Raw genomic sequence first — 21,672 nt, forward strand, 5'->3', positions numbered from 1 at the left:
CTAAAATGCTACTAATGTCTTCTGGATACAGAGTTTGGGTGATCCAATTCTGTCAAATCTGCTACTTAACCTCTACCTTTTGCTCTTGGTAGGCTTTACAAGGATATCGCTATTATTCTATTACTGCTAGGGACAATGTGAGGGGAAAAATAAAGAAGTTTGGATGCTAATGCAATATTAACTTGTTAATTGATGGGTTATTGTGATTGTGTGCTTAATTTAATCTATAATAATCAAAATGTGGAGTTAGCTATTATGTTCAATACCCTAAAAGCAGTTTATCGCAATGGCGCGTTCATTTTGGAAACAGCCTGTAATCTACCTGAAGGTTCTGAGGTTGAATTAGTCGTCCAATCAAGTTCTGTTGTTTTACCAACCAGTTCAGATTTAGAGAGTAAACAACTTTTTCTCAAATCTCTAATTTCCCGAATGCAGCAAAATCCAATTCCACTAAACGCACCTTATTTTACACGAGAGATGCTGCATGAACGCCGTTGATACTAATATCTTAATTAATTTATTTTATGAACCACTATAGTCAACTAGCTGATCTTGAATCTCTTCTGTTAGATATTGATGATGAAAATATTAGAGCATATGCAGCAGAGGCTATAGTTGCTTATTCTGGGGGAGCTTATCGATCTGCTATTGTCTCTATTTGGATCGCTGTGGTATATGACCTTTATCAAAAGTGGCTCTTCGGTAGTTATTATGCTAAACGATTAGCTACACTCACTAAATAATATTATTGAAGAAGGAGTCAGGAGTCAGTAGCCGATCGCATCCCCACATCCCAAAAGCGATTCCTAGGTCGCGCTTCGCTATCGCATTCCCTTCATCCCCAAAACAGCGATTCCTAGGTCGCGCTTCGCTATCGCACTCCCAACATCCCCAAAAGCATCAATTAAGCAGATATTAAACGCTGTGTAGGTTCAGGAATTTTTCGACCTAACTCTTGAGCAGTTTCTATCCATTCCTGCATAATAATTTCTATATTTTGCAGTGCTTTTTGATAAGTTTCTCCATCAGCAGCACATCCCGGTAAATCTGGAACTTCTGCGATAAATGATTGGTCTTGTTCACTCCAATAGAGATTAATTTCATAGCGCATAGTCATCTTAACCTCCTAGCTGATATTTAAGTAACATTTCACGAACTTGTTTAACTTGATATGCTTTGGCTTTTGCTTGTTTGGGTTGAAGGTTCAAGATTTCTTCAACTCCTTCTTTTGTAAAAATGTGGTGACTACCACGAATTCTTGCATCAAATCCTAAGCTGATATTTAAGTAACATTTCACGAACTTGTTTAACTTGATATGCTTTGGCTTTTGCTTGTTTGAGTTGAAGGTTCAAGATTTCTTCAACTCCTTCTTTTGTAAAAATGTGGTGACTACCACGAATTCTTTCATCAAATCCTAATCTGATTAAGAGTTGACACAATTGCTCAAAGTTTAATTTTTTGATTCCTAGGTCGCGCTTCGCTACATCCTCAAAGAGAATATTAGTAAGTCAAATCATCCCTAAATTCAAAACAAAACCCTTTAAAATATCTTCCCCCAAAACCGTAGCAGGAGAATCCAAAACCTCAACATCCTTACCTGGTCTATAAATTTCTACTTGACGAAATTTACGATTAATTAATAAACCTAAACGCACACCATTATCTATATATTCTTTCATCTTTTTCTGTGTAGTTTTCAAACTATCACTGGGAGAAAGTAACTCAATTACAAAATCTGGACAAATAGGAGGAAACTTTTCCTTTTCTTCCTCTGTTAAATTATTCCATTTTTCTAATTTTATCCAAGCAGCACTAGGAGAACGAATAGCACCATTGGGTAAAATAAAACCGACATCAGAACCAAAAACTACACCTTGTGATTTGTCATCGTTCCAATTTGCTAATTGAGCAGTTAAACCAGCATTAATATTGCTAGATATACCACCCGATAAAGTCTTTAATATCAGACTACGATCAGCATTACGTTCAATTTTGATTAACTCATTAATTTGACATAATTCAAAAAATTGATTATCTGTTATTTGAATTGATGAAGGTAGATAGAGCGTGATAAAATCCATATTTCTTCTAAACCAAAGTCATAACTTGCTCATATTCTTCTTTGTGACTTTGCAAAGCATCCCAAATATCAACTTTTTGCTGAAGATTTGACCAAAGTCTAGGTCCATTACCTAAAGCTTTACCAAGACGAATTGCAATATCTACAGTAATGGATTCTTCACCATTAATAATTTCCTGAATTGTTTGATTAGATATTCCTAAAATTTCTGCAAAATTGCTAGGATTAATATCTAAATCATCTAAAATATCTGCAATTACTTCACCAGGATGTATTGGTCTTACTAATCTATCTTGAGTAATATCTTGCAAATTATTCATAATCCTTAAATATTTTAACTAACAGCATATTCTGTAAATTGCCTCATAAAAGGAGACTGAAACCCTAACACAATATCCTGCTTACTCACTCCCGCAGCCACTAAATCAGCAGCAATATCATCCTCTGTACCATTCCATTGCAGCCAAATTTTGCTACCTTTAATATCAATATGAATGATACAACTATGTACCCAATCTTGACCTTCCCAACCGACATGAACTATTTGATAATGGTCACGTTCTGTATCAAAAATTGTCTCAACTTCTATATTGCCGTAAGCTGGTTTTTGATCACTATATTCCTGCAATATTTGCTGTATAAGCTGGCGATATCTGGTTAATGTATCCATTTAAAAATTACCTCTTGCTCTACATCATAAACAAGCATTTTTAACTGATTCTCTAATATCATATCTTTGGGAAAATCAAGTTGAAAAAATGTTTTGTAAGTCGTTAAAGGAACTGCTAAATATAAAACACGCTCCGGTTGTAACCTTCTCAATGCACCCCGATAATTAATAAATTGCCCTAATGCTGTATGAAATTCGGAAATAGCAGACGATCTTTCTAAAAAACTTTTGACTTCGACTGCAATTTTTTGTCCTTCCCGTTCTGCGGCCAAATCAATGGAAAGATTAACTCCTCCTACACTAATTGTAAGTGGATCATTAGTAACTTGCCAACCATCTTTTTGTAAAGCTATTTTGACAACTCCATGAAAAATATCTGGCTCTTCGGGACTTACTACCTATCTTCCGCACCCTCAACTGTCACAATCGGTTTTTACTGTTTTTTATGATAAAATGAAGATGTATTATATACCGAATCTCAATTGATTAACGGATGCATGATGCCGACAAGGCATAATTTATATCCAAAAATCAAGAGAAAATCAAGTTATAATACTATGTGACACCCCAGGGTGCGGAATGTGGGTTACTATGCTAAATTAGCCCATCGAATTGTAAAATCCTGACTATATAAGGAATGTAGGTTGATCCATCGGTTGATTTAACATAAGTTTGGCATCAAAAACCATAAAGTCCTTTAATTATAGGGGTTTTGGGGTAAATAAATTCATATTTGGCATAATATGATGTCAACTTATTTAATCTCTTGTAATTTATAAATTTGCGTTATAATTTTGATTGGAATCCAGCAAAAGAAAAACAGAATATTCGTAAACATCAAATCAATTTTCGTTTAGCATCAACTGTTTTTCGTGATCAATATCAATTAAGTTTATATGATGAAGAACATAGTGATTATGAAGACAGATGGATTACTATAGGTTTAGATGAAACGGGTATTTTAAGGGTTGTTATTCATACTTTTGAACAAACAGATGAAGACTCGTGTTTGATTCGTATTATTTCAGTACGGAAAGCAACTTTTAATGAACAGCAGTATTATCAAGGAAGAAAGCTATGAAAGCAGAATATGATTTTTCACAAGCTGAACAAGGTAAATTTTATCATTCTGATGCAACTTTTTATTATCCTATTTACCTTGAACCAGATGTTGATAATTTTTTTAAAAAAATTGCTCAGGAAAAAAACATAGATGTGCAAATTTTAGTCAATGAATGGTTGAGAAATAATATTAAATTAATTGAAAGCATTAAGTAAAAGCGATTCCTAGGTCGCGCTTCGCTATCGCACTCCCAACATCCCCAAAAGATATCACTTAAGCAATTATACAGTAACTCTTTCCTGTGTTAGTTTTAGTTGAGGATTTGATTCAGTAAATTTTTCTTGATTCATCTCCTCTCTTGTAGCATTTTCACTATTACAAAATTGCTCAAATAATTCAAAAAAGTTATTTAGTGCATCTCTTTCATCAGCAGAATAAAAAAGAATAATACTATCCCATCCATGTGAAGAACTAATTTTAAATCTTGTCTGTACCCATTCTTGGAATTGATTAAATTCTAGCTCTTGTTGAGTTGGTGGTAAACCTAAATCTGATCTAGAACCCATATATCCATCTAAAAAAGCTCTTAGTCGAGTAATCGAACATTGACCTAAAAACATTCCTGGTCTTTGTTTAATTCTTTGGAGCATTTCATAGAAATATTCATCGGGAATTATAGTAATACTATGATGATTTTTTTCCATAATCTTTAACTCCTAAAAAGTTTCTTCTGTGATTTGGAACTGCTTGCCGTTATACAGTTTATTATAAAACAGTAAGTTGGCTAACCATTGATTTCTGATGATTCCATCAGGATGATGATTATCAAATATCATTTCTACTCCATCTATTATAATCATAATGCCTTGATGACGACCATTGATAGAGATTGCATCGCCAGAAACACTTTCATCATAGATATAACTATCGCGTCCTATTGCTGAACCTGTATAAAGTTTTAGCCGCTTTCCCGAAATTCTCTGTGATACCAAGTAATCTTGGATAGCTTGAGCGCATTCAACACATTCCAGATTCTTATATTTGGTTATAATTTCTTTAAGTTTGTAGATTTGCTCAATACTAATTGAAATCAAGTTTTCTCCTATAAAGTCAAAGATAAGTGGTTATTTTATCACTAAAGCGATTCCTAGGTCGCGCTTCGCTATCGCACTCCCACACCCTCAATAAGCGATTCCTAGGTCGCGCTTCGCTATCGCATTCCCCACATCCCCGAACAGCGATATCTTCCCTTGACAAAATATTTTCATACAATTAACATGAAATTAGCAAATAATTTATTGAAATTATGATGTTTAGCCTAAGCGATATTCACCCCTTATCAGAATTTCAGCGCGGAGCAAAGATGTTTCTGGATAAGTTAAAAGAAACTCAATCTCCCATTGTGTTGACTGTGAATGGTAAAGCTGCTGCTGTGGTTCAGGATGCTGAAAGTTATCAAAAACTTATTGATAGACTGGAATTATTAGAATCTGTTGCTAAGATACGTCAAAGTATAAATGAGTTTGAACAAGGTGAGGGTATGCCTTTAAATCAAGCATTTGCAGAATTTAAGGAAACATAAGGCATACCGGATTGAGATTTCACCTAGTGCTATTGCTGATATTGAGAGTATTTTCCTGTGGATAAAAGAGGATTCGCACAGAAAGAGCTTTTCGTTGGGTGCGGGGATGTTATGAAATTATGCTGACGTTGGAAAATTTTCCACAACGTTGTTCTTTAGCTATAGAAAGTAAGTATATGGGAATTGATGTTCGACAACTTCTTTATCAAAAACAATTTTTAATTTTATTTACGGTTAAAAATCTTGGGGAAGAGGAAGGAGTTGTATATATTCATCGTGTTCGTCATGGTTCTCAGCAGAGATTGGAAAATATACAGGATTTATTAGGAGATGACTTATAAAATTTGAGACTGAATAGCGATTCCTGCGGAGCGCTTCGCTATCGCACTCCCACATCCCCAAACAGCGATTCCTAGGTCGCGCTTCGCTATCGCTTATCTATAGTGTATAGTTAAAGTAACAACATCAGCCAAAATTACTCATCGTCAAAAATATGTTGCAAGCAATAGAAGGAATTTACAAAGATGGTAAAGTAGAACTTAAAGAATTACCATCTGATATTTCAGAAAGTCTGGTTATTGTCACTTTTTTAAAGTGGGAAAAAAATCACCCAAAAAATAAAATAATGAAGTTTGGTATGTTTTCTGGTAATAACCAGTCAATAGAAGCAGATTTTGAAATTGCTGAATTTCATGGGGATAGTGAAGACAGTTTAGACTGGTCATAATAAATTATGAAATATGTCCTAGATACTCATGCTTTAATCTGGTTTCTTGAAGGTAATTTAAAGTTAGGTGCAAATGCTAAAGCCATTCTATCTAATCCCAAAATAATGTAGTATTTTGGATTCAATAGTAGGAAAACATTTCCTACTATTGACGTTTGTGGTCGGTTTGACCAATCCTTATTTCTAAGTAAAGTTTGCTTCAACCATGTTATTTAAGCTTGTTATCGTAAAGACACTTTCCTTTCGGAATGTTTAATCAGTACAGACAGAGCATGGGACTAGCGAATCCCAAGGTGTCATGACTTAAATAACGTTTACCCTTCGACTCGATTCGCTGACGCGAATGACTACGATTAGGGTGGTTTGGTTCACATCTAATCCGTATTACTACTTTTTAGAATGATCCCATCCTTTGTGATCCTAATTCACAGTTAGTTATTCCTGCGACTACTCTAGCTGAGGCTGTTTGGATTGTAGAAAGAGGTAGAACATCTATTCCTGCCCCTAAAGATGTAATTTTAGCAGTAGAAGCTGATCCTCGTGTGGTAATTTATCCCCTTGATCAAGATGTTATTCAAATGACTATGAGATTATATTCTATTAATGAAATGCACGATAGACAAATTGCGGCAACTGCGTTAGTTTTAGCCAGTAAAGGTGAAATTGTACGGTTATTGACGTGCGATAGCGAAGCGCGACCTAGGAATCAAAATATAACTGCTTCAGGTTTAGTTGCTATTGTTTGGTAGTTTGTAAATGAAGTCTATTTTAGCGATAGCACTACCTCCACATCTCTAAAACAGCGATCGCTCTCCCACCTCCCCAAAACAGCGATCTGCTGAAAGCAGCAGCGCTAGTTCCCTCCGGGACGCAATGCGTTCGCTATCGCCTAAATTCATCACCAGAATAAAAAATGATAGGATACTAATAAGATTTTATTCATATTAGAAACTTATGAATGTGAGTTTTCCGATACCAAAAGAACTTGAGTCTTATCTTGAGGTTCAGCTTCAATCTGGCAATTATGATACTGTAGCGGACTATTTTTTGATGTTGTTGCAGCAAGATCAACGGCGTAAGGATGCTCAAGCAAAATTAGCTAGTTTGTTGCAAGAAGGTTTGGAATCAGAAGCAGAACCTGTAACTCCTGAATATTGGCAGGATTTGCGCCGATCAATCTTTGGTAAGGCGCAGTAGTGAGTATGGCTTTCCAGGTAATTGTTCGCAATCGTGCTACTCAAGATATCAGACAACAAGCAAATTATATTTTGGTGAATGGTAATCGGGAATTAGGGGAGAAGTTTTTGGAGTTTGTTGAGTATGCTTTTACTCAATTGGCGATAACTCCCAATATGGGTAAGGTTGTGTCGTCTTTGTCGGATATGGGAACAATTCGTCAGTGGCGGATTAAGAATTTTAAGGACTATTTGATTTTTTATAAAGTTCAAGAGAAAGTGGAGGTTCTACGGGTTTTGCATGGAGCGAGAGATTTAGAGGATCTCTTGCCATTCTTAGATGAGGAAGTTTAATTTTTTGATTACTAGGTCGCGCTTCGCTATCGCACTCCTCCCCAACATCCCCCAAAAGCGATCGCATCCCCACATCCCAAACAGCGTAAAATTAGGCTTAAAACTATAAGCAAGCAAAAAATGTATGTCTAATTATCAAGAATTGTTACAACAAGCTAAAAGTCTGACTCCAGAAGAACAACTTAAATTAGTTGAGGATTTATCTATCTTAATTCGTCAACAATTGAAAATGACATCAAACCCAAAGCGTAGTATTTTAGAATTGCGTGGTTTAGGTAAGGAAATTTGGGGAAATATTGACGCTCAGAAATATGTTAATCAGGAGCGTGATTCATGGAATGGCTAAACAAATTACAAGGTAAAATTATAGGTTTAGATACTGCACCGCTAATTTATTTTATAGAAGAAAATCCTATTTATTTAGAAGTTACAGATGCTTTTTTTACAGCCATGTATAGAGGTGAGTTTAGTGTTGTCACGTCGGTTTTAACTATATCAGAAGTTTTAGTTTATCCTTTACGTGCAGGAAATACGATATTAGCTCAACAATATCGTGATATTCTTTTCAATTCTCAAGGTTTAACAACTATTGAAGTTTTACCAGATATTGCTGAAAATGCAGCTAAATTAAGAGCAGATTACAATTTAAGAACACCAGATGCTATTCAAATGGCTACTGCTGTTTATGGTGGTGCGTCTTTTTTCTTGACAAATGATATACGTTTACCTTCTTTACCAGGGTTAACAGTGTTGGTTTTAAATCAGTTGATGAGTTAAGTGCTTTGAAATACAGCGATCGCACTCCCACATCCCCAAAACAGCGATCGCATCCCTCACATCCCCCATGAGCGATCGCACATCCCCAAAAGCATCAATTAAGCAGACATTAACCGCTGTGTAGGTTCAGGAATTTTTCGACCTAACTCTTGAGCAGTTTCTATCCATTCCTGCATAATAATTTCTATATTTTGCAGTGCTTCTTGATAAGTTTCTCCATCAGCAGCACATCCCGGTAAATCTGGAACTTCTGCGATAAATGATTGGTCTTCTTCACTCCAATAGAGATTAATTTCATAGCGCAGAGTCATCTTAACCTCCTAGCTGATATTTAAGTAACATTTCACGGACTTGTTTAACTTGATATGCTTTGGCTTTTCCTTGTTTGGGTTGAAGGTTCAAGATTTCTTCAACTCCTTCTTTTGTAAAAATGTGGTGACTACCACGAATTCTTTCATCAAATCCTAATCTGATTAAGAGTTGACACAATTGCTCAAAGGATATATTTGTGTCAGATGCGCCTGATAGAATTTTAGCTAATAGCTTGTCTTGTTGACTCACAAGTTATGATTTTGTTAACTCAAATGTTTATAATAACCGATTTTAGCGGTCGCACTCCCTCCAAAACCCAAACAGCGATTCCTACGGAGCGCTTCGCTATCGCACTCCCAACATTCCTAAATCAACCCTTGTGGGTAGTTGAAAATACTGATAAGATAAAACTTGAATTATTGTTTAATTTTTTAAAAAATAACTATGTCTAGTCAGTTTTCCCAAGAACACCAGAATTTTTCTAAGTCCTGCGTATGTCCTCTGTGTAAATACGCTCCTAGTATCCCAAAATATTTTACAGGTAATGGAGAGAAAATTAATGCAAAAGAATTACTCATAAAAAATGATCTTGCCTCATATGCCAAGTGTAACAAATGTGAAAAAACGTGGAATATTTTTTTTCAATTACAGTCTTCATCAATAATTATTCCAAATTCAGACAACAATACACCAGTAAATGATTCAACAATATCAACAATAATTGAAGCTGATAATTTTATAGAAAATGTACGTACAGACCAGAGCCTAATTGCTAATCCGACCCGTGCTAAAATTACGAGAAAAATTACAAGTTCACTAGAATGGTCTCAAACTTACACAGTTGAATATGAAAAAACAAGAACCATAGGTGGTGAGTTAGCATTTGAAATATTTAAATTTATTCATTTACCTAACTTTAAATTAAAAGTTGATTATGCAATTAAAGATAAATACTCTTTTGCTGAAAATAGTAAACAAACCCATAGCAATGAGGTTATTATAGAAGTACCTGAATATACCAGCATTAGAGTATATTTATACTGGAAACTTTTATTGCGGAAAGGTTTAATACAATTCAGAGATAGCAATGGTGGAGAATTTAAAGTACCATTTCAAGCTGTTATTGGTAGCTGTGTTGATTGTGTACAGTCTGTAGAAAAATAGATATAAGATTAGAAATCTCCAAAAAAGAAGATGAAAGCCTTGTACAATCAGGGTCAATACCTCATTTCTGGAGATGTCTATTAGAAAAATATATAAGATTAGAGGCGTTGCTGAAATCAAGTATGAATTTAGCGGTAGAGACGAGAATACTTACCCATGGAATGTGTCTAAAAGGTTTATAAAATTATCAAAAATTATTTTCATACCTCAAATCAGCAACGCCAGGAAAACAAGCTACAAATTATTGTTGTTGTTGGTTGTCTTTATACAAAGAGTTTAATCTGAAAAATAAAAATACATAGTAGGTTGCAATAATTGGATTCACAATCAAACTGTAGGACGCACTTACTAAGCTATTCAACATTTCTGCATCCGCAGGTATGAAATTATAGATTATCAGTTCTGGTATAAATAATACAATACACCACAAAGAAGCCCTAACTATCACCCACCAGCGCCCCTTGGTTAAATTCCAACTTAGCTGAAAAGCGCCAAGTACAGAACTGTTTTCAATCATTACTGCATAATAAATAAAAGACCATCGAAAACTTAGATAGATAGCAGGGATAACTAGTAGAAGAAATGCAGGTATTAAAAAAACAATTAGTAAAATTGTTATCAACGCTAATTTTATGAATTTTTCTCCAGATGCTTGTAAAGACTGAGGGACAGTAACTTTACTTACAATACTCTGATGCACATAATAAATTGAACACCCAGCAGTGAATGGGATAACACAAAAATAAACAATGAGCATTATTATAATTTCACTGCTGGGTGGTAACTCTGGAGGTATTGATGGTGATGGGAAATTCTTAAAAAATTTGTCATATTCAGGGGTAAGAAAATAAAATACAAATTGTGGTATAAAAAAAAGTAACATTGAAAAGTAAATTTTTTTAACAATAGATAATGAGTCTTTTAAAAGACTACTTGTTGATACATTAAAATTCTTCATAATTTATTACCTTGTTTGCTAATGTCTAGTAGATTTAACTAAATATACAAGAAACACTACCATATAATATGTACATTTAGTAGTTTAATACAGCACTTTGCGGAACGGTTAGGTACAAGAATTTAGCACATCAAATGAAAAATAAGATATAACCTGTGTCAGATAGACGCGCAAAGTGCTGTATCTATAAGCATTTATTATCGTAAGCCTTGATTTTTAAACATAAAATAATTTCACTCTTATCATTTTTACCTTTGTAGGAAGCTAATTCGTAATTTAGATCAGTATCTCCAATATTTAAAGGTGGGCAACAATTACCCACCTTTTTTATTCACACTTACTCAATTCCCTCAATCCGGTTTTCCACCTCCTGATACAACTCTCTCAACTTGTCTAAATTCTCCTCGCTAGTCTCCCAATAACCGCGTCCATTCATTTCCAACAAAGTAGAAACAATCTTGCGGAAAGAATGAGGATTAAGATTCATCAAACGCTTTTGCATTTCCTCATCTTTGATGAAAGTCTCATTCGTGTCCTCATAAATCCAGTTATCCACAGCGCCAGCAGTCGCACTCCAACCAGTAGTATTTACCAACCGCTTCGAGAGTTCCCGCACACCTTCATAACCGTGAGACAACATCCCCTCATACCATTTGGGATTTAACAACTTCGTCCGCGCATCCAAACGCACAGTTTCCGATAAAGTTCTGACCTGTGCATTCGCAGTAGTTGTATCTGCAATATAAGAAGATGGTTTTTTACCATCAGCACGCAGACTTGCCACTAACTTAGTAGGATCAGAGTCAAAATAATGGGAAACATCTGTTAAACTGATTTCCGAAGAATCGAGATTTTGGAAAGTTGCATCAGCAGTTTTCAAAGTAGTTTCAAAAATCGCCCGTGACTCATCCATTACCCCAGGATTATCAGAATTGAAAGAGAAAGATTTGCGTTTCAAATACATTTCTTGCAATTCAGCTTCACTATCCCAAGTGCTATTTTCTACCGCAAGGTTAATGTTAGAAGAATAAGAACCAGAAGCATTAGAGAAAACGCGAGTTGCAGCTTGACGTAGATTTATGCCCATGTCCTCTGCTTGTTTCAAAGCGTGCATCCGCACAAAGTTCATTTCCAAAGGTTCATCAGCTTCAGCAGCCATTTTCACACCTTGGTCAAGCAGGTTCATTTGGTTAATGAACAAATCGCGGAATACACCAGAACAGTTAATGACAACATCAATTCTGGGTCTTCCCAACTCTTCTAAAGGTATCAATTCCAGCTTGTTAACCCGTCCCAAAGCATCGGCAACTGGACGCACACCAATCATCCACATAATTTGGGCGAGGGATTCACCGTAGGTTTTGATGTTATCTGTACCCCAGAGGACACAGGCAATGGTTTCTGGCCATTTTCCATCATTTTCTGACTTGTTGCGTTCCAACAACCTATCAACGACGATTTTCGCAGATTGGACTGCGGCAGAAGTGGGGATAGATTGGGGATCTAAAGCGTGGATATTTTTACCTGTGGGTAATACGTCAGGATTACGGATAGGATCACCACCGGGACCAGGAAGAATATATTCACCGGCTAAACCTTGGAGAAGTCCACCGAGTTCGTTATCTGCACAAACTTGTTTTAAGCAGAATTCCAAATACTCGAATAATGGTTTTAACGCAGAGGTGTCAACTTTGGAATAACCTGATTGATGAAGAGATTCTACCCAAGGTTCTTTTCTGCCCATGTTGAAGAAGTTCAACTTGGAAACTTGAACAACTCTACCTTCAGCGTCAATTTGTTCTTGGACTAAAGCTGTGACAGCCGCACGGGTAGCGAGGGTGATATCTTGGAGTAATTGCACATCTTCCAAAATTCCCGCGTCGTTGTTCTTGTAGATATCTTCAATGGTGCGTCCCAGACTTCTGGCAATAATTCCGGGTAAACCGAGAAGTTCTTCCTCTTGGCGATCTAAACTAGCAATATTGACTAAAGTTGCGATCGCTTCTTCGGCACTAGGAGGCTTACCAATCACGTGCAGTCCACAAGGTAACAAGCGTGATTCAATTTCCATCAACCGACGATAAACGCTACCAACGATATTATCCCGTTCTTCGGAGGACATATCCTTAGAATCGGTTTCTGGTAAGTGAATATCCTTATCCAGATTGACAATTCGGCATTTATCCATGATGGAATTGACAATGGAAACACCGCGTCCAGTATCTTTCAAAGTTTGGTAAGAAGCAATTAACTCACTGAGTTCTTTCAAACCTTTGTATAAACCAGCATTTTCCGCAGGTGGTGTCAGGTAAGAAATTGTTTCTGCATAACTGCGACGTTTGGCAATTGTGGCTTCACTGGGGTTATTGGCTGCGTAATAATACAGGTTAGGAATTGAGCCAATTAGTTGATCTGGGTAACAATCACCAGACATCCCCATTTGCTTACCAGGCATGAATTCCAATGAGCCATGGGTACCAAAGTGTAATACAGCATCAGCGCCCCAAATCCGTTCTAAATAGGTGTAGTAAGCGGCAAAACCGTGGTGAGGACTAGCAGACCGGGAGAATAACAACCGCATGGGGTCGCCTTCATAACCAAATGTGGGTTGGACACCGATGAAAACGTTACCAAACTGTTTTCCGTAGATTAACAGATTTTGACCGTCGCTGTTGAGGTTTCCGGGAGGTGGTCCCCAGTTTTCTTCTAAGCGGTGGGAGTAGGGTGTCAGTGCTTCATATTCTGGCACAGACATTTTGTAAGCAATGTTGAGTTCGGGACTGTTGTATTGTGCTTGCGCGTCGTGGATGACTTGTTCTAGTAACTCTTGAGGAGTTTCGGGAATGTCTTGTACGTCGTAACCGTTGTTTCTCAGTCCTTTCAAGACTTCGTGGATAGAACCGAATACATCTAAATATGCGGCTGTACCGACGTTACCTTTATCGGGAGGGAAGCTGAAAACGGTGATGGCGACTTTTTTGATTAATTTGGGCTTACGGCGAAGATTTGCCCATTTTAATACCCGTTGAGCAACAATTTCGACTCTATCTTGTAATGCGATCGCTTTGCCAGTTGCCCCATCTTTACCTGATAAGATAATCGGCTCAATTGCGCCGTCAAGTTCGGGGATAGCAATCTGTAAAGCCACTTGAATGGGATGTAAGCCTAAATCACTATCTAGCCATTCTTCGGTGGTTTGGAAGACCAAAGGCAACGCCACCATGTAGGGACGGTTGAGGCGTTTTAATGCTTCAATAGCTTTAGGATGATCCTGTCTAGCAGGTCCACCCACTAAAGCGAAACCAGTTAAGGATACTACTGCATCTACTAATTGTAATTTGGTTACTGGTTCATAGAAGTAAGCTTCTATTGGTTTGGAGAAATCTAAACCACCAGCAAACACAGGGAGAACTTTTGCCCCTAATGATTCTAATTCCTGGACAATTGCTACATAATGGGCATCATCGCCAGTCACTAGGTGTGTGCGTTGTAAAACCAATCCTATACATGGTGCTAGGGGATCTTTAATATTTCTGGAAATATCTCTGCGGGTAGCATACCAATTCAGATATTCTCGCACATCCTCAAACATATTTGGCGCTAAGGGATGCCAAATACCCATGTCAGGATAAACAACTGGTGCTTGATATTCAGCAGCAGCTAATTTTTGTTTATCTTCGCCTTTCAAGACGTATTTATCAGCCAGCATGAGGATGAAGTTTTCCAGGTTTTCGGCTGAACCACCTAGCCAATACTGAAAACTTAGCATGAAGTTTCTCGCGTCTTGTGCTTTTTCCATGGGTAGGAATTTCAGCACTTGGGGAAGTGTCCGCAACAGCTTCAACATTCCGTCTTGGAAGCCAGCGCCAGATTTCTCTTTACGCTTCTTCATGAACTGAGCAATTACGCTCTTGGATTGTCCTAATTGCGCTAATGAGAAAGTACCCATTTTATTAAGGCGCATTACCTCTGGCATAGAGGGGAAGACAACGGAAACATCTAGGTTATCCCGGTGCGGTTCAACGGCTGCAACTACTTTCTGTGCTAAGTCTTCAATAAAAATCAGAGAAGCAATGAATATATTCGCACTCGCTATATCGCGTTTTAACTCTTCGTAGTTTTCCGGGTTACGGAGTTCTTCAATCATGTAACCACTGATTTCAATCGCTACGCTGGGATGATTAGCGTTAATTGTCCTTACCGCTTGAGACAATGAACTCTGGTATTGGGACTCAAGCACGACATAGACAACCTTGATTAACTTACGTCCCCGTAAATCATCAGGTGTAATATGTCTAATAGTGGACTTGACTTGGGTAAACATTCAAATAAGTTCCTTTAAAGCGTGTTTGTTTGAAGTTCATCACGGTTAATATTTCCGTTTGTAACTTCAATTAATTTCGGCAATAAGAGTTTTTTAACAGAAAACTCTGATTTTGTGGGGGTTTTGTCCTATATCTGAAACAAAATGATATAGAAAACAACATATTTATTAATTAATCTTAACAAAGAATGCAGGTTTTCTCACTTGTTTTTAAATTTTGTTTACATAGCTAAATAATTACTTAGTTATAAACTAACGGAATTGTTCAGCAAATTTAACATTTTATGGTTTTATTTGACACTAAAAGCTCCAAAATTATGACAAAATAAAGCTATTAATTGGTAACTAATAATATAGAATAGGATATGAGATAGTTAAATTTTCTCCCTGAACATTCAATGAGGATATGACAATGAATGCTTTAACTGTCAATTTAGATTCAGTAATAAAAATGACTGATGACCAGTTTTTTAAACTATGTCAAGCAAACTGTGATTTAAGATTTGAACGTACTGCAAATGGAGAGTTAATAATTATGCCACCAACGGGAGGAGAAACGGGAAATCGTAATGCGGGTATTACCGCTCAAGTTTGGATTTGGAATGAGCAAAATAAGAAGGGTATAGTTTTTGATTCTTCTACTTGTTTTAAGTTACCAAATGGTGCAGATCGTTCTCCTGATGCTTCTTGGATTAAATTAGAAAGATGGGATGCTTTAACTGATGAGGAAAAACAAAAGTTTCCTCCTATTTTTCCTGATTTTGTAATTGAGTTACTTTCTCCTAGTGATAGTTTGAAGACTACACAGGAAAAGATGAAGGAATATATAGATAATGGTGTGCGTTTGGGGATATTAATTAATCGGAAATCTCGTCAAGTGGAGATTTATAGACAAGGTAAGGAGGTTGAGGTTTTGGAATCTCCTGCTACGGTTTCGGGGGAAGATGTTTTAAAGGGTTTTGTTTTGAATTTGGGGATGGTTTGGTAATAGAGAGTAATAATTTATTGTATTATTTAGGAATGAGTACACATACCTCATCGTCAATTTTTTAATCGTTTAACAAGAATATCTCAAATGAATCGCCAAAATTTACTAGAATCAATAGCCATCACTATTAGCGATTATCGCTTCAGTGAAATTCCTCCTATGACCACTGATCACGTTGATAGGTGGGTATCTCAGTTTGATAATCATGAACAATTAATTATTCTGGCGGAAATGAATTATCTGCTGAGTAAATATTATATATCTAAATCTAAAGCTGAATCTTTTCTAACTGAGATTTTAACATCTGAGATAATTTTTGGTAAAACTCCTTCAGGGGTAATTCCCTACTTCCAGTTCCTAGATATTCAGCGCAAAGGAAGTAGTCAAAAAGATTTACTGAAATTAGCTAATGAAATTACGATGCGTGAATATGGAATTACCATTAATCAACCATCTTCACAACCTCTTGGTTATATATATTTAGATGATTGTCTATTTTCTGGAAGTACAGTTTACTATGATATTGAAAGATGGTTTAATCAAGCTATTCCTAATACAACTATTTATTTGATTTTTTTAGGTCGTCATATTTCTGGTGTAAATTATTATATTGATCGGAAATTAATACCACTAGCGCAACGAAGATCGGTATCTGTCAAGACTGGATCTTTTTTAAAATTTGATAATAATATATCCAGAAATCAGGAAATATATGAATGCTTGTGGTCAAAAGAAATTTTTGATGATGAGTTAGTAAATAATTTTGTTAAGATAGTTAATGAAAACTCTGCAAAAAAATCTGTTAATCCAAGATTATTTCGTCCTGATAGAGTACCTAACACAGAGACATTATTCTCTACTCCTGAAGCTAGGAATATTGTAGAATCAGCTTTTTTAAGAAAAGGAGCTTACATAGCGTCTTTACCAGAAAACCGTAAACCTTCTATGCGACCTATGGGTTATGAGTATTTAGAATCTCTTGGTTTTGGTTCAGTATTTATTACCTACAGAAATATTGCTAATAACTGTCCGTTGGTTCTTTGGTGGGGTGACACAACTTATTCTCCTAATCATCCTTTTAGTAAATGGTATCCTTTATTCCCTCGAAAAGTAAATGAATCAACAAATTATGTCATACCGTATTAACTGATTTTTAGAGGTAAAATCATGAAATCTTCCCAAATAAGAATATACAACAGAAATGAATGTATAACCTTTCGTAAAACCAAAGAAGCATTTGGTGGATTATCAAATATGGCTGGAGGTTATAACTTAAAAGTTAATGGTGTCAATATACTCACATCAGAAGCATTATATCAGGCTTGCCGTTTTCCACATCTTCCCAAAGTGCAACAATTAATTATTGCTCAAAATAGTCCCATGACAGCTAAGATGAAAAGTAAACCTTATCGAGATCAATCTCGACAAGATTGGGATAAGGTAAGAGTTAATATAATGCGCTGGTGTTTACGAGTTAAGTTGGTACAAAATTGGGAAAAATTTGGACAATTATTATTACAAACGGGTGATAAACCTATAGTAGAAGATTCCAGTAAAGATGATTTTTGGGGTGCAATACCAACTGAAAATAATCAATTAGTTGGTGCAAATGTTTTAGGTCGTCTTTTAATGGAATTAAGAGAACATTTAAAACAAGGTGCTAATTTTTTAGAACTTGTCAAAATTCCAAATATCCCTAATTTTTATCTTTTTAATCAACCTATTGAAAATATTTTAGTAAATAAAAATGTAGTCAATTCATTTAATGTGCAAGAATCTGAATTAATCACTCCAGATTTGCCATGTATTGACGATCAAAATATTGAATATCCACAAGAAGACATTATGATTTCCCATGAACATGAAATTAATGGAGATATAGTAGAACATCAACAAGAACAATTCAATATTCTTCAAGAAGAAATTAATGAAAATACTTTAACTATCAACACAGAAATAAATCAAAATTTGGATAAAGAAGATAAAGAGAAAGAAGATAATATTTTTGAAAATTGGGTATTACCTAAATTAGAGAAAATATTACAAACTCCCTTAGCTGTTGAAAATATTTTAGAGCATTCTAATTTTAAAACAGTTCATAAGAAACAGTTGCAAGATTGGCTAAAACTAGCGGTAGAATCAGGTAAAGTTATAAAATTAGAAAAACCAGTGAGATATATTTGGTATTCTACTTCTGAGTATAAATATGTTTGTCACAAACCTAGAGCAAACAAACCTAGAACCACTCAAAAAACATTATCTCAGTCTGTAACGAAAAGCAAATTAAATGTCAATGAAGAAATTACACAACTTTCTTTAATCTAATGTGATCGCCATTTAGGGATAAATTGGAATAGCGATCGTTTAAAATTGAGGTGGTTGTGTGCGATAGCGAAGCGCTCCGCAGGAATCGCTGTTTGGGGATGTTGGGGTGCGATTATGATTTTTTGTCAGAATCAGGATAACCAGGATTAAAGGATTTACAGGATGTTATTTAATAATTGTTGGTGAAAATTTGGGGATTATTTCATTTATTCTGATATGGCTAACGCCACGCTATGCTATCAGACAATTACAACATTAACCACCAACAAACAAATGAGCAATTACATCCTGTACATCCTCAAATCCTGGACATCCTGATTCTGACAAAAAATCCGTGTTAATCTGCGTTCACCTCTGAATCAAGAAAAATAGGCGATCGCATTTAAATCAATCATAATGATATTTACATGAAATGATAATTAATAAATCTTCTTCAGCTTTATAAACCAACCTATGTTCATCAGTAATTCTCCTAGACCAGTAACCTTGTAATTCATATTTTAATGGTTCTGGTTTTCCTATACCTGAAAATGGTTCTCTTTGGATATCTTTAATAAGTGACAAGATTTTTTTAAAGACTTTTTTATTTTCTGTTCCCCATTGTCCTAATTCTTCAAAGGCTTCTGGTTCAAATGCTACTTTTTTCATATTCATCTAAATCAACATAAATTAAATTTCCTTTTTCAACATTTTCTATAGCTTTTAGTAAATGTTCTTTATTAGATTTTGATTTTAAAAGATATGTAGTTTCATCTTCAATCACTTGGTCAACTAACACAATTACCTCTACAATTGTTCCCTCTGGTAACTCAGTTGTAGGTAATTCAATCTTGCCATTTTTACCAACAGTTGCTTTTTGTTTAATTTTAGTAATCATGGTTTATATTGATTTCCTTGTTTATTCTCATAATAACATCTATAATAGTATTATAGCGGTTATAGCTAGGATGCAATGCTATTGAAGGCGCAGTCCCTGATCGCCTAAAGGCTTTGCGATTTACTGGCTGTATCTCACTCAAATAAAAACCGCTATAGTAGTGTTTGGATATTATAGCTTATTTTACAAATAGTTGCTTTTTGTTTAATTAAGTACAAATAACCATCAATGCTGTAAAACAATTGGCTGAATTTCATATCTTTTTTCAAAAATATCAAATATTATTTTTAGATGATTTAGAAATTATTGAAAAATCTTGTTAAATTCATGCAAGATTAAAAGCCAAAGGTACACCTATTCAAGATGCTGATATTTTAATAGCAGCTACAGCAATTGTCCGGGATTTAATTCTATTTTCTAATGATTCTGACTTGTTAAGAGTTGAAGACGTTAATTTAGAAAATTGGTTATTATTATAAAACAATGGTCAAAAAAATTTGCTCTTTACCTGAAAAATCAAATGGAATTATCCATATATCTACAAGGATAATTCCATTAATCTGTTAAAAGCTAAAAGCCTAGAACCCTTTTCATACCCTACAAGAAATTCTCATGAAGTTGTCTTTTCTTACTTGCCTAAACCATCATATCTGTTTGGGTCTTTTTTCTCTTTTTTGTCCTTGGCATCTTTCTTAGGCTTTTTAGTTTCTTTGTTACCTTTTTTTTCCTTAGACATCAGTTTTACCCAACTAGGTTTACTTGTCAATACTTATACATTCTGCTATTAGTAAATCAGGGCGTAGCTTACCTGATATCCTTTGAAGACAGCAAGGAAAGTATTGCACATTTACACTACTAACTACTATGATACATTGTTATTTAATTTTGTTATGAATTTTATTAACTATGATACAAAACTTTAGATACCCTGTCACTGGGTCTAATTCAGATTTTAACTTCTATATTCTGTTTTATTGCCTTCGTTCATTATATCAGTATAATCGTATTTGATAACTTATTAGGTAATAATTAAATGACTTCACCAGTAGATATTCTTATTCTTTCCAATGGACCAGGGGAAGTTACAACCTGGGTGCGTCCTGTTGTTAAAGCATTGAGAGCAGAATTAGGAAATGATCGTTCACAAGTGAGAATTTCTGTAATATTATCACCTTGTCCCCATGCTAGTGGTAAAGAAGCTGCGATAGCGTTGGGTTATCTAGAGGTTGATAGAGTGCAAGCACCTGAGCATTTTTGGCAATTTTTAATATGGGGAAAAACCGCAGAAAATTGGGAATGGAGAAATAAAGGTGTAGTCGTATTTTTAGGTGGTGATCAAGTTTTTTCGGTGATTATTGGTAAGAAGTTAAAATATAAAACTGTAGTTTATGCGGAATGGGAAGCACGTTGGCATAATTTTATAGATAAATTTGCCATTATGAAAGCTCAAGTTGCAAAAAATGTCTCTGCTAAATATGCTGGTAAATTTGCTGTTGTTGGTGATTTAATGTTAGAAGCCGCAGAGGATGAAATAACATCTGCAAGTGAAAATTCAAAATCTAAAATTAACATTATTGGCATATTACCAGGTTCAAAAACAGCAAAATTAACTCAAGGTGTACCTTTAACTTTAGCTATTGCTGAATATGTTCACAGTAAATTACCCCAAACAAAGTTTTTTATTCCTGTTGCACCAACGTTAGATTTACCGACTTTAGCCAGTTTTGCTAATCCTGAAAATAACCCATTTACAAAAGCTTTTAATTTTCAAGGTGCATCTTTAAAGGATAATTATTTAATAACTTCCACAGGTTTAAAAGTGGAATTAATCCAAGAAAATCCTGCTTATCATTTATTATCCCAATGTTCTCTTTGTTTAACTACAGTTGGTGCAAATACCGCCGAATTAGGGGCGTTAGCTGTACCCATGATTGTCTTATTACCCCTACAACAATTAGATGCTATGCGTTCTTGGGATGGTTTACCAGGAATATTAGCAAATTTACCGGGAGTAGGTTCTAGTTTTGCTAAACTAATTAATTGGTGGATGGCAAAAAACAAGGGTTTATTCGCTTGGCCAAATATTTGGGCGCAGGAAGAAATTGTACCAGAATTAGTAGGAAATTTACAACCAGAAGCAGTAGGAGAAATGGTTTTAGATTTGTTAGAAAATCCAGGCAAATTAGATGCCATGGGAGATAAATTACGCAGTGTTCGGGGTGAAAGTGGTGCTGCGAAAAAGTTGGCAATTTTGGTGAGAGAAGAGTTATACTAGATTCATGAAAAATGAGGATT

The 21,672-nt window shown here is 35.4% G+C and carries 29 protein-coding genes and 3 pseudogenes; 18 read left to right on the forward strand and 14 right to left on the reverse strand.

Annotated features, from left to right (window positions below; translation table 11 throughout):
• Positions 1–255: 255 nt before the first annotated feature.
• Together EZY12_23330 and EZY12_23335 are read left to right on the forward strand one after the other, a co-directional pair.
• Positions 256–498, forward strand: a complete 243-nt coding sequence (locus tag EZY12_23330; protein QSX67577.1) for an antitoxin family protein — start codon at positions 256–258, stop codon at positions 496–498.
• A 26-nt stretch (positions 499–524) separates the two neighbouring features.
• Complete coding sequence (locus tag EZY12_23335) at positions 525–743, forward strand: hypothetical protein (GenBank protein QSX67578.1); 219 nt, start codon at positions 525–527, stop codon at positions 741–743.
• Positions 744–904: 161 nt separating this feature from the next.
• Here EZY12_23335 and EZY12_23340 read toward each other — a convergent pair whose 3' ends face one another.
• The 6 genes from EZY12_23340 to EZY12_23365 form a co-directional block, all read right to left on the reverse strand.
• Complete coding sequence (locus EZY12_23340) at positions 905–1,117, reverse strand: type II toxin-antitoxin system HicB family antitoxin (protein ID QSX67579.1); 213 nt, start codon at positions 1,115–1,117, stop codon at positions 905–907.
• Between the two features lies 1 nt (position 1,118).
• Positions 1,119–1,316 (reverse strand): type II toxin-antitoxin system HicA family toxin, encoded by a 198-nt coding sequence (locus tag EZY12_23345; protein ID QSX70803.1) that lies wholly within the window; start codon positions 1,314–1,316, stop codon positions 1,119–1,121.
• 193 nt (positions 1,317–1,509) lie between these two features.
• A complete protein-coding gene (locus EZY12_23350) occupies positions 1,510–2,082 on the reverse strand; it encodes a Uma2 family endonuclease (GenBank protein QSX67580.1) in 573 nt (190 codons plus the stop codon).
• A 7-nt stretch (positions 2,083–2,089) separates the two neighbouring features.
• Complete coding sequence (locus EZY12_23355; GenBank protein QSX67581.1) at positions 2,090–2,401, reverse strand: HigA family addiction module antidote protein; 312 nt, start codon at positions 2,399–2,401, stop codon at positions 2,090–2,092.
• A gap of 14 nt (positions 2,402–2,415) precedes the next feature.
• Entirely contained in the window at positions 2,416–2,751 is a 336-nt protein-coding gene (locus EZY12_23360) for a XisI protein (protein ID QSX67582.1), read from the reverse strand.
• Complete coding sequence (locus EZY12_23365; protein ID QSX70804.1) at positions 2,739–3,125, reverse strand: XisH family protein; 387 nt, start codon at positions 3,123–3,125, stop codon at positions 2,739–2,741. Before EZY12_23365 ends, EZY12_23360 begins: the two co-directional genes overlap by 13 nt.
• A 407-nt stretch (positions 3,126–3,532) precedes the next feature.
• Between EZY12_23365 and EZY12_23370 the strand changes: the two genes are divergently transcribed.
• Positions 3,533–3,832 (forward strand): BrnT family toxin, encoded by a 300-nt coding sequence (locus EZY12_23370; protein ID QSX67583.1) that lies wholly within the window; start codon positions 3,533–3,535, stop codon positions 3,830–3,832.
• The gene (locus EZY12_23375; GenBank protein QSX67584.1) at positions 3,829–4,029 is read left to right on the forward strand and encodes a hypothetical protein; all 201 of its coding nucleotides are present in this window, start codon (positions 3,829–3,831) and stop codon (positions 4,027–4,029) included. The genes EZY12_23370 and EZY12_23375 overlap by 4 nt, the downstream gene beginning before the upstream one ends.
• 66 nt (positions 4,030–4,095) lie before the next feature.
• On the opposite strand, the gene EZY12_23380 is transcribed toward EZY12_23375, so the two are convergent.
• Together EZY12_23380 and EZY12_23385 are read right to left on the reverse strand one after the other, a co-directional pair.
• On the reverse strand, positions 4,096–4,518 hold the full coding sequence (locus EZY12_23380; GenBank protein QSX67585.1) for a hypothetical protein: 423 nt from the start codon (positions 4,516–4,518) through the stop codon (positions 4,096–4,098).
• A gap of 12 nt (positions 4,519–4,530) precedes the next feature.
• Complete coding sequence (locus EZY12_23385; GenBank protein QSX67586.1) at positions 4,531–4,908, reverse strand: hypothetical protein; 378 nt, start codon at positions 4,906–4,908, stop codon at positions 4,531–4,533.
• Between the two features lie 215 nt (positions 4,909–5,123).
• Here EZY12_23385 and EZY12_23390 point away from each other — a divergent pair, with 215 nt between their 5' ends.
• From EZY12_23390 to EZY12_23430, 9 genes and pseudogenes are all read left to right on the forward strand, one after another.
• Positions 5,124–5,396: a type II toxin-antitoxin system Phd/YefM family antitoxin gene (locus EZY12_23390; protein QSX70805.1), complete on the forward strand. Its 273-nt coding sequence runs from the start codon at positions 5,124–5,126 to the stop codon at positions 5,394–5,396.
• Positions 5,374–5,737: pseudogene (locus tag EZY12_23395) on the forward strand (type II toxin-antitoxin system RelE/ParE family toxin). The gene EZY12_23390 and the pseudogene EZY12_23395 overlap by 23 nt, the downstream one beginning before the upstream one ends.
• Before the next feature lie 152 nt (positions 5,738–5,889).
• Positions 5,890–6,123 carry a hypothetical protein gene (locus EZY12_23400; protein QSX67587.1) on the forward strand — a complete coding sequence of 78 codons (234 nt, stop codon included), beginning with the start codon at positions 5,890–5,892 and terminating at the stop codon, positions 6,121–6,123.
• Between the two features lie 6 nt (positions 6,124–6,129).
• Positions 6,130–6,222: pseudogene (locus EZY12_23405) on the forward strand (twitching motility protein PilT).
• A 308-nt stretch (positions 6,223–6,530) separates the two neighbouring features.
• A pseudogene (locus tag EZY12_23410) lies at positions 6,531–6,872 on the forward strand (twitching motility protein PilT).
• Between the two features lie 205 nt (positions 6,873–7,077).
• Positions 7,078–7,320, forward strand: coding sequence for a type II toxin-antitoxin system ParD family antitoxin (locus tag EZY12_23415; protein QSX67588.1), 243 nt, complete (start codon positions 7,078–7,080; stop codon positions 7,318–7,320).
• 5 nt (positions 7,321–7,325) lie between these two features.
• The gene (locus tag EZY12_23420; protein ID QSX70806.1) at positions 7,326–7,652 is read left to right on the forward strand and encodes a type II toxin-antitoxin system RelE/ParE family toxin; all 327 of its coding nucleotides are present in this window, start codon (positions 7,326–7,328) and stop codon (positions 7,650–7,652) included.
• 124 nt (positions 7,653–7,776) lie between these two features.
• Positions 7,777–7,998 carry a hypothetical protein gene (locus EZY12_23425; GenBank protein ID QSX67589.1) on the forward strand — a complete coding sequence of 74 codons (222 nt, stop codon included), beginning with the start codon at positions 7,777–7,779 and terminating at the stop codon, positions 7,996–7,998.
• Positions 7,986–8,429, forward strand: a complete 444-nt coding sequence (locus EZY12_23430; GenBank protein ID QSX67590.1) for a PIN domain-containing protein — start codon at positions 7,986–7,988, stop codon at positions 8,427–8,429. The genes EZY12_23425 and EZY12_23430 overlap by 13 nt, the downstream gene beginning before the upstream one ends.
• Positions 8,430–8,527: 98 nt before the next feature.
• Here EZY12_23430 and EZY12_23435 read toward each other — a convergent pair whose 3' ends face one another.
• Positions 8,528–8,740 (reverse strand): type II toxin-antitoxin system HicB family antitoxin, encoded by a 213-nt coding sequence (locus EZY12_23435; GenBank protein QSX67591.1) that lies wholly within the window; start codon positions 8,738–8,740, stop codon positions 8,528–8,530.
• Between the two features lies 1 nt (position 8,741).
• A complete protein-coding gene (locus EZY12_23440) occupies positions 8,742–8,990 on the reverse strand; it encodes a type II toxin-antitoxin system HicA family toxin (GenBank protein QSX67592.1) in 249 nt (82 codons plus the stop codon).
• 195 nt (positions 8,991–9,185) lie between these two features.
• Between EZY12_23440 and EZY12_23445 the strand changes: the two genes are divergently transcribed.
• Positions 9,186–9,905 (forward strand): hypothetical protein, encoded by a 720-nt coding sequence (locus EZY12_23445; GenBank protein ID QSX67593.1) that lies wholly within the window; start codon positions 9,186–9,188, stop codon positions 9,903–9,905.
• Between the two features lie 241 nt (positions 9,906–10,146).
• On the opposite strand, the gene EZY12_23450 is transcribed toward EZY12_23445, so the two are convergent.
• Positions 10,147–10,863 carry a hypothetical protein gene (locus tag EZY12_23450; protein ID QSX67594.1) on the reverse strand — a complete coding sequence of 239 codons (717 nt, stop codon included), beginning with the start codon at positions 10,861–10,863 and terminating at the stop codon, positions 10,147–10,149.
• Positions 10,864–11,200: 337 nt separating this feature from the next.
• Positions 11,201–15,187 (reverse strand): magnesium chelatase subunit H, encoded by a 3,987-nt coding sequence (locus EZY12_23455; protein ID QSX67595.1) that lies wholly within the window; start codon positions 15,185–15,187, stop codon positions 11,201–11,203.
• Between the two features lie 412 nt (positions 15,188–15,599).
• Here EZY12_23455 and EZY12_23460 point away from each other — a divergent pair, with 412 nt between their 5' ends.
• The 3 genes from EZY12_23460 (at position 15,600) to EZY12_23470 (ending at position 18,500) form a co-directional block, all read left to right on the forward strand.
• Positions 15,600–16,175, forward strand: a complete 576-nt coding sequence (locus EZY12_23460) for a Uma2 family endonuclease (GenBank protein QSX67596.1) — start codon at positions 15,600–15,602, stop codon at positions 16,173–16,175.
• Positions 16,176–16,262: 87 nt separating this feature from the next.
• Positions 16,263–17,321 (forward strand): hypothetical protein, encoded by a 1,059-nt coding sequence (locus tag EZY12_23465; protein QSX67597.1) that lies wholly within the window; start codon positions 16,263–16,265, stop codon positions 17,319–17,321.
• A 21-nt stretch (positions 17,322–17,342) separates the two neighbouring features.
• A complete protein-coding gene (locus tag EZY12_23470; protein QSX67598.1) occupies positions 17,343–18,500 on the forward strand; it encodes a DUF1768 domain-containing protein in 1,158 nt (385 codons plus the stop codon).
• Positions 18,501–18,887: 387 nt separating this feature from the next.
• Here the strand turns inward: EZY12_23470 and EZY12_23475 are convergent, their stop codons facing one another.
• Both EZY12_23475 and EZY12_23480 read right to left on the reverse strand, forming a co-directional pair.
• The gene (locus EZY12_23475) at positions 18,888–19,154 is read right to left on the reverse strand and encodes a Txe/YoeB family addiction module toxin (GenBank protein ID QSX67599.1); all 267 of its coding nucleotides are present in this window, start codon (positions 19,152–19,154) and stop codon (positions 18,888–18,890) included.
• A complete protein-coding gene (locus tag EZY12_23480) occupies positions 19,129–19,377 on the reverse strand; it encodes a hypothetical protein (protein ID QSX67600.1) in 249 nt (82 codons plus the stop codon). The genes EZY12_23475 and EZY12_23480 overlap by 26 nt, the downstream gene beginning before the upstream one ends.
• A 1,033-nt stretch (positions 19,378–20,410) precedes the next feature.
• Here EZY12_23480 and EZY12_23485 point away from each other — a divergent pair.
• Entirely contained in the window at positions 20,411–21,652 is a 1,242-nt protein-coding gene (locus tag EZY12_23485; protein ID QSX67601.1) for a lipid-A-disaccharide synthase, read from the forward strand.
• The last annotated feature ends 20 nt before the right edge of the window (positions 21,653–21,672 follow it).

Source organism: Dolichospermum sp. DET69 (genome assembly GCA_017355425.1).
Lineage (GTDB): Bacteria > Cyanobacteriota > Cyanobacteriia > Cyanobacteriales > Nostocaceae > Dolichospermum.